This is a genomic window from Achromobacter sp. Marseille-Q0513, assembly GCF_018195695.1.
Lineage (GTDB): Bacteria > Pseudomonadota > Gammaproteobacteria > Burkholderiales > Burkholderiaceae_B > Achromobacter.
This window is the reverse complement of record NZ_JAGTJY010000019.1, coordinates 47,764-55,451: the sequence shown is the minus strand read 5'-3', so window position 1 is coordinate 55,451 and position 7,688 is coordinate 47,764. Positions and strand designations below refer to the sequence as shown.

General features: G+C 68.0%; 8 protein-coding genes. 1 reads left to right on the top strand and 7 read right to left on the bottom strand.

Annotation, left to right across the window (positions count from 1 at the left end; translation table 11 throughout):
• Window positions 1–544 precede the first annotated feature (544 nt).
• The 5 genes from KDH83_RS06830 to KDH83_RS06810 form a co-directional block, all read right to left on the bottom strand.
• Window positions 545–1,510, bottom strand: coding sequence for a tripartite tricarboxylate transporter substrate binding protein (locus tag KDH83_RS06830; protein WP_212313773.1), 966 nt, complete (start codon window positions 1,508–1,510; stop codon window positions 545–547).
• A 17-nt stretch (window positions 1,511–1,527) separates the two neighbouring features.
• Complete coding sequence (locus KDH83_RS06825; RefSeq protein WP_212313771.1) at window positions 1,528–2,226, bottom strand: 3-oxoacid CoA-transferase subunit B; 699 nt, start codon at window positions 2,224–2,226, stop codon at window positions 1,528–1,530.
• 1 nt (window position 2,227) lies between these two features.
• On the bottom strand, window positions 2,228–2,893 hold the full coding sequence (locus KDH83_RS06820; protein WP_212313769.1) for a 3-oxoacid CoA-transferase subunit A: 666 nt from the start codon (window positions 2,891–2,893) through the stop codon (window positions 2,228–2,230).
• Window positions 2,894–3,862, bottom strand: a complete 969-nt coding sequence (locus KDH83_RS06815) for a tripartite tricarboxylate transporter substrate binding protein (protein WP_212313768.1) — start codon at window positions 3,860–3,862, stop codon at window positions 2,894–2,896.
• A gap of 126 nt (window positions 3,863–3,988) precedes the next feature.
• A complete protein-coding gene (locus KDH83_RS06810; protein ID WP_212313767.1) occupies window positions 3,989–4,879 on the bottom strand; it encodes a LysR substrate-binding domain-containing protein in 891 nt (296 codons plus the stop codon).
• 211 nt (window positions 4,880–5,090) lie between these two features.
• Here KDH83_RS06810 and KDH83_RS06805 point away from each other — a divergent pair, with 211 nt between their 5' ends.
• A complete protein-coding gene (locus KDH83_RS06805; protein WP_212313766.1) occupies window positions 5,091–5,852 on the top strand; it encodes an aspartate/glutamate racemase family protein in 762 nt (253 codons plus the stop codon).
• A 26-nt stretch (window positions 5,853–5,878) separates the two neighbouring features.
• Here KDH83_RS06805 and KDH83_RS06800 read toward each other — a convergent pair whose 3' ends face one another.
• Window positions 5,879–6,508, bottom strand: coding sequence for an ANTAR domain-containing protein (locus KDH83_RS06800; RefSeq protein WP_212313765.1), 630 nt, complete (start codon window positions 6,506–6,508; stop codon window positions 5,879–5,881).
• Window positions 6,508–7,662, bottom strand: coding sequence for a transporter substrate-binding domain-containing protein (locus KDH83_RS06795; RefSeq protein ID WP_212313764.1), 1,155 nt, complete (start codon window positions 7,660–7,662; stop codon window positions 6,508–6,510). The genes KDH83_RS06800 and KDH83_RS06795 overlap by 1 nt, the downstream gene beginning before the upstream one ends.
• Window positions 7,663–7,688: the final 26 nt, after the last annotated feature.

Sequence of the window (7,688 nt, the reverse complement as noted above, 5' to 3'; positions counted from 1 at the left end):
CTTGAGGGAGCCCGAGATGCTGGATTGCGTGTTGTCGTTGGGGTGAGTTTTTGAGAGGGCCTTCTTTTTTTGTGTGAAGGCCCTCCTTCATTTGGGCTGCCGTGTTCTTTTGGGCTGCCGTGTTCTTTAGCCGCGCGTGGCGGGGCCGGCGGGGATGGCGGGGCTACGATTGCGGTCCGGAGCCTGCGCTCCGGACTGCCCCTTCGTCATCTTCGTCCAGGCCTTCGGCCTTCCCTTCAGATTCCCTCGGGCGCATCTACACGCCCCGCCATCCCCGCCGGCCCCGCCACACGCTCACGATGAAGTCTGGTCACGGTCGCTGGGACGGGATACGTGCCTGGCATGTTGGCGGTCAGTCGCGGCAAGATGGAGGATCTTGCGTTGTCCGCCTCAAGTCGGCCGCGCGGGCGGCCTCTTGAGGCTTATGCGGTGTCTTGCGTTCGGTGATGACGCCTTCGCGGATGTGATGGCTGACATCCGGTATTGATGCACTTGCCAATGCAACGACGTGTTGTCTGAAATATGCAGCTTCGGTGCCTGAGCGTCAGTTCAGTTTTGCGCCGGAGACCTCGACGGCTTGCTTCCAGGTGTCCAGTTCCCTGCCGATATGAGCGGCGAAGGCGGCAGGGGTGGAGCCCACGGTTTCATACCCGTAGCTGTTGAGCTGGGCCTTCAGGTCGGGGGTGTTGATGGCGGCGGCGATGGCAGTGCTGACGGTGTCCAGGATGGCAGGCGGGGTAGCGGCAGGAGCCAGGATGCCGTACCAGCCGTTGACGACGAAGCCGGGAACGGCTTCAGCGACGGTGGGAACGTCGGGCAGCAGGGGCGAACGGCGCTCGCCGGTGACGGCCAGGGCCTTGAGTTTCCCGGACTGGACTTGCGGCAACGAGGTGGAGATGCTGTCGAACATCAGCGAGACTTCCCCGCCTAGCAGGGCGACGACGGCGGGGCCGCTGCCCTTGTAGGGAACGTGCAGCATGTCCACGCCGGTCTGGTGCTTGAACATTTCGGCGGCCAGGTGGCTGGTGTTGCCGTTGCCGGCCGAGGCGAAGCTGAGCTTGCCGGGGTGCTGCCTGGCATGGTCGATGAGTTCGGGGATGTTGTTGGCCGGCGTGGACAGCGGGGCCGAAACCAGCATGGGCAAGGTCGCGACCAGCGAGACCGGGGCGAAGTCACGGCGCGTGTCGTAGGGCAGCGAGGGGTAGAGACTGGGGTTGATCGTGTGGGCGGCCAGCACCATCAACAAGGTGTAGCCGTCGGGCTTGGCGCGGACCAATTGCGCCGAAGCGATGGCGCCGCCGGCGCCGGGCTTGTATTCCAGCACCACGGGCTGGTTCCATGTCTTCTGCAAGGCCGCGCCGAGCGGCCGCGCCAGCATGTCGGCGCTGCCGCCGGGCGGATAGGGGATCAGCAGCGTGATCGGCTTGTCGGGGTAGGCGCCGGCCCCGGCCGAGGTGGCGCACAGCAGGCCGGCGGCGAAGGCAAGAGCGGTCAGGATGGAACGGTACATGAGAGGCTCCCGCAGGATCAGGCGTAGCGCGGCACGCCTGCGGCGTCCAGCGCGATGACGCGCGGCGTCGCGGCAAACAGCAAGGGCGCTTCGGTGGCGGCCTGCAAGTCCTCCGCGCTGACGCCCTGCAGCGCGGCGTGGACGCGCAGGCCGCCGGGCGTCACGTCGATGACGGCCAGGTCGGTGTAGATGCGCGTGACGACGCCGGCGCCGGTGAGCGGATAGCGGCATTGGCGCAGGATCTTGGGCGCGCCATCGCGGCCGCGGTGTTCCATCATGGCCAGTACCTGTCGCGCCCCGACGGCCAGGTCCATGGCGCCGCCGACAGCCGGAATGGCATCGGCGGCGTCGGTCTTCCAGTTGGCCAGGTCGCCACGCGCCGACACCTGGAAGGCGCCGAGCACGGCGTAGTCGAGATGGCCGCCTCGCATCATGGCGAAGGACACCGTGTGCTCGGTAATGGACGCGCCCGGCAGCAGGGTGATGGGCTGGCGGCTGGCGTTGATCAAGTCGGGATCGACCGCCGCTCCCGCCGCCGCGGGCCCCATGCCGGTGATGCCGTTCTCGCTGTGCAGCAGAATCTCCTTGTCGGGCGGCAGGTAGTCGCCGACCAGGGTCGGCATGCCGATGCCGAGGTTGACGACCGAGCCGTCCGGTATGTCGCCGGCCAACAATTGCGCGACCTGCTGGCGGGTCAGGGGGATGATCGTCGGCATGTCAGGTCTCCACGCGCACCACGGTTTGCACGAACAGGCCGGGCGTCATGATGTGCTCGGGCACGAGCGTACCCAGCGCCACCACTTCGTCGACCTGGGCGATGGCATGGCCCGCGGCCATGCACATCACCGGATTGAAATTGCGCGCGGCATGGCGGTACATCAGATTGCCCCAGCGATCGCCCTGGTGCGCGCGGATCAGCGCGTAGTCGCCGCGCAGCGGCTGTTCGAGCACGTAGCCGACGCCGTCGATCACTTCCTGGCGGCGTCCCTGCGCCAGTTCGGTGCCATAGCCGGTGGGCGTGTAGAACGGCCCGAGGCCTGCCCCGGCCGCGCGCAGGCGTTCGGCCAGGGTGCCTTGCGGCACGCACTCCAGTTCCACCTCGCCGGCGCGGAAGGCGCGGGCGAAGGCCTCGGAATTGGGCGGACGGGGATGCGAGCAGATGATCTTGCGCACCAGCCGGCGGTTGAGCAACGCGGCGATGCCGCGGTCATGGGTGCCGGCGTTGTTGGCAATGACGGTCAGGTCGCGCCGGCCAAGTTCGGCCAGGCAATGCAGCAGCTCGTATGGCACGCCGGCTTCGCCGAAGCCGCCCACCAGCACGCTGGCGCCGTCCGTGATGACGGCCACGGCATTCATCATGGAAGCCTGAATCTTGTCAATCACTCATTGCTCCTGGACGAGGCCGGCGGTGTCCACGATCCGCTTCCAGCGGACGCGCTCCTGGTCGATAAAAGCGGCGAACTCGGCCGGCGTGTTGCCGCCGGGCTGTCCACCCATGGCGCGAAAGCGTGCGGCGATGTCGGGGCTGCGCACCACGTCGCGGGTGGTGGCCTGGAGCGTGTCGATGACGGCGGCGGGCGTGCCGGCCGGCGCCACCAGGCCGAACCAGGCGGTGACCACCATGTCGGGCACGCCGGCCTCGGCCATCGTGGGCACATCGGGCAATTCCGCCAGGCGCCGTTCGCTGGTGACGGCCAGGGCGCGCAGCTTGCCCAACTGGATGTAGGGCATGGAACTGGGCAGGTTGTCGATCATGAACGTGAACTGCCGGCCCAGCAACGCAGCGACCGCCGGGCCGGCGCCCTTGTACGGCACATGGGTTCCGCCGATGCCGGCGCGCTGCTTGAAAAGTTCGGCCGACAGGTGCGGCGATTGGCCCGTGCCCGAACTGCCGAACGAGACCTGGCCCGGATCCTGCTTCGCCTGGGCCAGCAGGTCGGCCACGCTGCGCGCGGGCGACGCCTCGTTGACCACCAGCACGTTGGGGACCGAGATCACCAGCGTCACCGGCACAAAGTCGGCCGGTTGGTAGGGCAGCGTCTGGTAGAGCGCATAGTTGATGGCGTTGGGGCCGATGTTCCCCATCAGCACCGTATAGCCGTCAGGCTTGGCGCGCGTCAGCGTCTGCGCGCCGATGATGCCGGCGGCGCCGGCGCGGTTCTCCACGATGATCTGCTGGCCCAGTTTCGCGGCCAGCTTGTCGGCGATCAGGCGCGCCGCGATATCGGTGGTGCCGCCGGGCGAGGCCGGCACGATGAGGGTGATGGGCCGTTCGGGCCACGCCGCGCGGGCGGGGCCCGCCATGGCGAACAGCAGCGCGCCGGCGGCCAGCCAGCGTTGCGGGTGCGGCATGCTTGTCTCCCTGCGTGATCCTTGGACTGATCAGCTCGTGCAAAAGAGTGTGGCCGCGATGCCGCGAAATGCCTATTCCGGAATCTGGAGGAGCGGCTTCGCCTGCGCAGAAGAGCGTCCGCCCCGTCAGCGCGCCGGGCGCGCCGCCATCTGTGCCGCCGTGCGCAGGAACGACTGCAACGCGCGATTGCCATCGTCGCGGCGCGTGACCGCGTAGACCGTGCCGCTGCCCGCCGTGGCGGACAGCGCGCACACGGCGATGCGCGCGCCGAAGTGGCCGCAGGCCGACCGCGGCACCAGCGCCACGCCCAGCCCGGCCGCCACCAGCGCCAGCTGCGCCGGCACTTCGGCCACGCGCTGCGTCACCGATTGCGCCAGGCCGGCGCGAGCGCAGGTATCGGCCAGTTCGCGAGCAAAGGCAGACGTGTCCGTGCGCAGCATCACGAACGCCTCGCGCGACAGATCGGCCAATGCCAGGCGCCTGCGGCCGGCCAGGCGGTGGCCGGCGGGCAACGCCACCACCACCGGATCGGGCCACAGCGCCAGCGATTGCAATTCGCCATCATCGACCGCCGTGCGCGAGATGCTGACGTCGATGCGATGCCCGCGCAGCGCCTCCAGCTGCGCCGCCGGGTTCATCTCGTTCAGCAGCACCGAAACCTGCGGATGACTGGCGGCATGGCGCGCGATCAGCGCCGGCACCGGCCCCATGAAGTGCGAGCCGGACAAGCCGATCTCGACCCGCCCCGCCCTGCCCTGGTCCACCGCGCGCACCCGCACCGTGGCGTCCTTGAGACCGGCGAGCGTGCCGCGCACGTCATTCAGGAACGCCGCGCCGGCCTCGGTCAAGGCCACCCGGCGGTTGCTGCGGTCGAACAGCTTGACCTCCAGCTCGCGCTCCAGCTGCGCGATCTGCAGGCTGAGCGGCGGCTGTGAGATATGCAGGCGCGCCGCCGCGCGGGTGAAGTTCAGTTCTTCGGCCAGCACGGCGAAGTAGCGCAGTTGGCGGAGTTCCATGACGGGGAGCGTAGGGCCGGGCGACGGCGAATGATTTGCCAAAGATATGAAACCAGACAAAAACTATATTGGAAAGTATCAATTCCGGCGAGCAGAATAAACCCGACCCTGACGCGCCGGCCCCTGCGGCCCTGACAGTCCGCCGATCCTGACATCACGCGGACATAGGCCGGAAACGCGCAGCCATTCCAAGAATCTCCGGAGACCTTCCATGTCCGCCTCCCCGCGCAACATCCGCATCGGCCAGATCGTGCCCAGCTCCAACACCACGATGGAAACCGAGATCCCCGCCATGCTGCGCCGCCGCGAAGCCCTCGCGCCCGAGCGCTACACCTTCCATTCCAGCCGCATGCGCATGAAGCAGGTGACGGCGGCCGAGCTGGCCTCGATGGACCGCGAGTCCGACCGCTGCGCGCAGGAACTGTCCGACGCGCGCGTCGACGTGCTGGGCTATGCCTGCCTGGTGGCCATCATGAGCCAGGGCCTGGGCTATCACCGCGTGTCGCAGGAACGCCTGCATCAGGCCACGGTCGCCAACGGCGGCGCGGCGCCGGTGATCTCCAGCGCGGGCGCGCTGGTCGAGGGCCTGCACGCCATCGGCGCGCGCAAGGTCGCCATCCTCACGCCCTACATGAAGCCGCTGACCAAGCTGGTGGTGGACTACATCGAGCATGAAGGCATCGAGGTCCACGACAGCCTGTCGCTGGAGATCCCCGACAACCTGAAGGTCGGCGCGCAGGATCCGCTGGCGCCGGCCGAGCATGTGAAGCGGCTGGACACGCGCGGCGTGGACGCGGTGGTGCTGTCGGCCTGCGTGCAGATGCCCTCGCTGGCCTCGATCCAGCCCACGCAGGACCGTCTCGGCCTGCCGGTGGTGACGGCCGCCGCCGCCACCGTCTACCGCATGCTGCAGGAACTGGGCCTGGACACGCGCGTGCCGGACGCCGGCGAACTGCTGTCGGGCAAGTATTGAACGCCTGAATCGTTCCGGCCGGCAGCCTACTTGCCCAGCGACAGGATCTCGTTGGCGTTGACGATGGCACCGGCGATTTCCTCGGTGGTCACGCGCTTGTTCATGGCCTGCTCGCGGATCAGGTCGTAGGCCTGGCCCTCGGTCACATTGCGCGTGCGCATCAGGATGCTCTTGGCCTCGGCGATGCGGCGCGCGCCCAGCAGCTTGCCCTCCAGCTTGCGCAACCGGCGCGCGTGCGACTTGATGTCGTCATAGACCTGCCGCGCCACCACCAGCGAGGACAGGAGGCCGAACGAGCGCACCGGCGAGGGCAGCACGGCCTTGGCGCCGATGCGCAGCACGGCCTCGACGATGGTCGGATTCTCGTAGGTGACGATGGCGATCACCATCGGCGCGTCCTCGCTCTTGGCCCACTCGAAACCCAGGTCGATCACGTCCGGCCGCACGGCCAGGAACACCACGTCCAGCCCTTCCGGCAAGGTCGGCGCCGGCGGCCAGAAGGTCTGCACCTGACAGCCGATGCGCTGCAACTGCTGCGTCAGCTGGCGGCCATCGGCATCGTCCGGATGGTAGACGGCGATGCGCAGCGTGCGCAGGTCCTTGAGCAGGGAAGGCGTCGCGCGCACCGCGCGCTGGCGGCTGGCGGGCTCCCCCATCAGATCTCCAGCGAGCTGAGGGTGGCCGTCCAGTCGCCCAGCGAATGGGTGACCAGGTACGGATCGGGATGCACGGGCCGCGTGGCCTCGCGCACGATGGTGAATTGCCCCTTGGCGTTGACCCGGCCGACGCGCGGGTACAGGCAGGTGTGATGATTGGTCGGGTCGATGCGCACGCGGCCCTGCGGCGCCGAGAATTCGCTTTGCAGCACGCGCGGCAGGATCTGCGCGATCTCGTCGGTGCCGGTGTCGCGGTAGGCGTTGGCGAAGATGTGCATCTGGAAGTAGGCCGCCTCCCAGCACAGATTGGGCACGCAGTCTTCGCCGAAGCGCCGCCGCAATCGCTCCAGGCAGCGCCGGTTGATGTCGGAATCGATGGACTGGAAGTACGGCGCCGACGTGAAATGCCCGGCCGCCACCGCCGGCTCCATCTGGGACAGCTCGGCCTCGGACGTGGTCAGGCTGGCGATCGGCATGGTCTTGGGATCGAAGCCGGCGTCGGCATAGGCGCGGTACAGGCAGGCGGTGGAATTGCCGACCACGGTCGAGAAGATGAAGTCCGGCCGCTTGTTGCGGATGTCGTCCAGAATCTCGCGGTAGTCGCGCTCGGTGGCGTTCAACGCCACGTAGCGCTCGCCCAGCTTGGCGCTGTCCTGGCGCTGCAGCACCAGCTCGCCCATGATGCGGTTGGACTCGTACGGATAGATGTAGTCCGAGCCGATCAGGTAGACGCGCGCGCCGAAATTGGCCGTCATGAACTCGGCCAACTGCACGCTGTTCTGGTTGGGCGCGGCGCCGGTGTAGATGATGTTGTTCGAGAACTCGAAGCCCTCGTACAGCGTGGGATAGAACAGCAGCTTGTTCCACTTTTCCACCACCGGCAGCACGGCCTTGCGGCTGCTGGACATGTAGCAGCCGAAGATCACGTTGACGCGGTCCTGCGTGATCAGCCTTTCGGCCAGCACGCTGTAGGTGGCCGGATCCGAGCACGGGTCGTAGCGCACCGGCACGATCTCGCGGCCGTCCACCCCGCCGCCCTCGTTGATCTCGTCGATGGCCAGCAGCGTGCCCTGCAGCTGCGAGCGACCGATGGTCGATGTGGCCCCTGTTTCCGAGAACAGCACGCCCACGCGGATAGGATCTTTGTTCGCCATAGTCAGGGCCTGCGCGGACGCGCAGG

Coding starts and splice junctions, on each gene's coding strand:
- KDH83_RS06830 (WP_212313773.1), bottom strand. CDS start 1,510: ATGTACCGTTCCATCCTGACCGCTCTTGCCTTCGCCGCCGGCCTGCTG.
- KDH83_RS06825 (WP_212313771.1), bottom strand. CDS start 2,226: ATGCCGACGATCATCCCCCTGACCCGCCAGCAGGTCGCGCAATTGTTG.
- KDH83_RS06815 (WP_212313768.1), bottom strand. CDS start 3,862: ATGCCGCACCCGCAACGCTGGCTGGCCGCCGGCGCGCTGCTGTTCGCC.
- KDH83_RS06810 (WP_212313767.1), bottom strand. CDS start 4,879: ATGGAACTCCGCCAACTGCGCTACTTCGCCGTGCTGGCCGAAGAACTG.
- KDH83_RS06805 (WP_212313766.1), top strand. CDS start 5,091: ATGTCCGCCTCCCCGCGCAACATCCGCATCGGCCAGATCGTGCCCAGC.
- KDH83_RS06800 (WP_212313765.1), bottom strand. CDS start 6,508: ATGGGGGAGCCCGCCAGCCGCCAGCGCGCGGTGCGCGCGACGCCTTCC.
- KDH83_RS06795 (WP_212313764.1), bottom strand. CDS start 7,662: ATGGCGAACAAAGATCCTATCCGCGTGGGCGTGCTGTTCTCGGAAACA.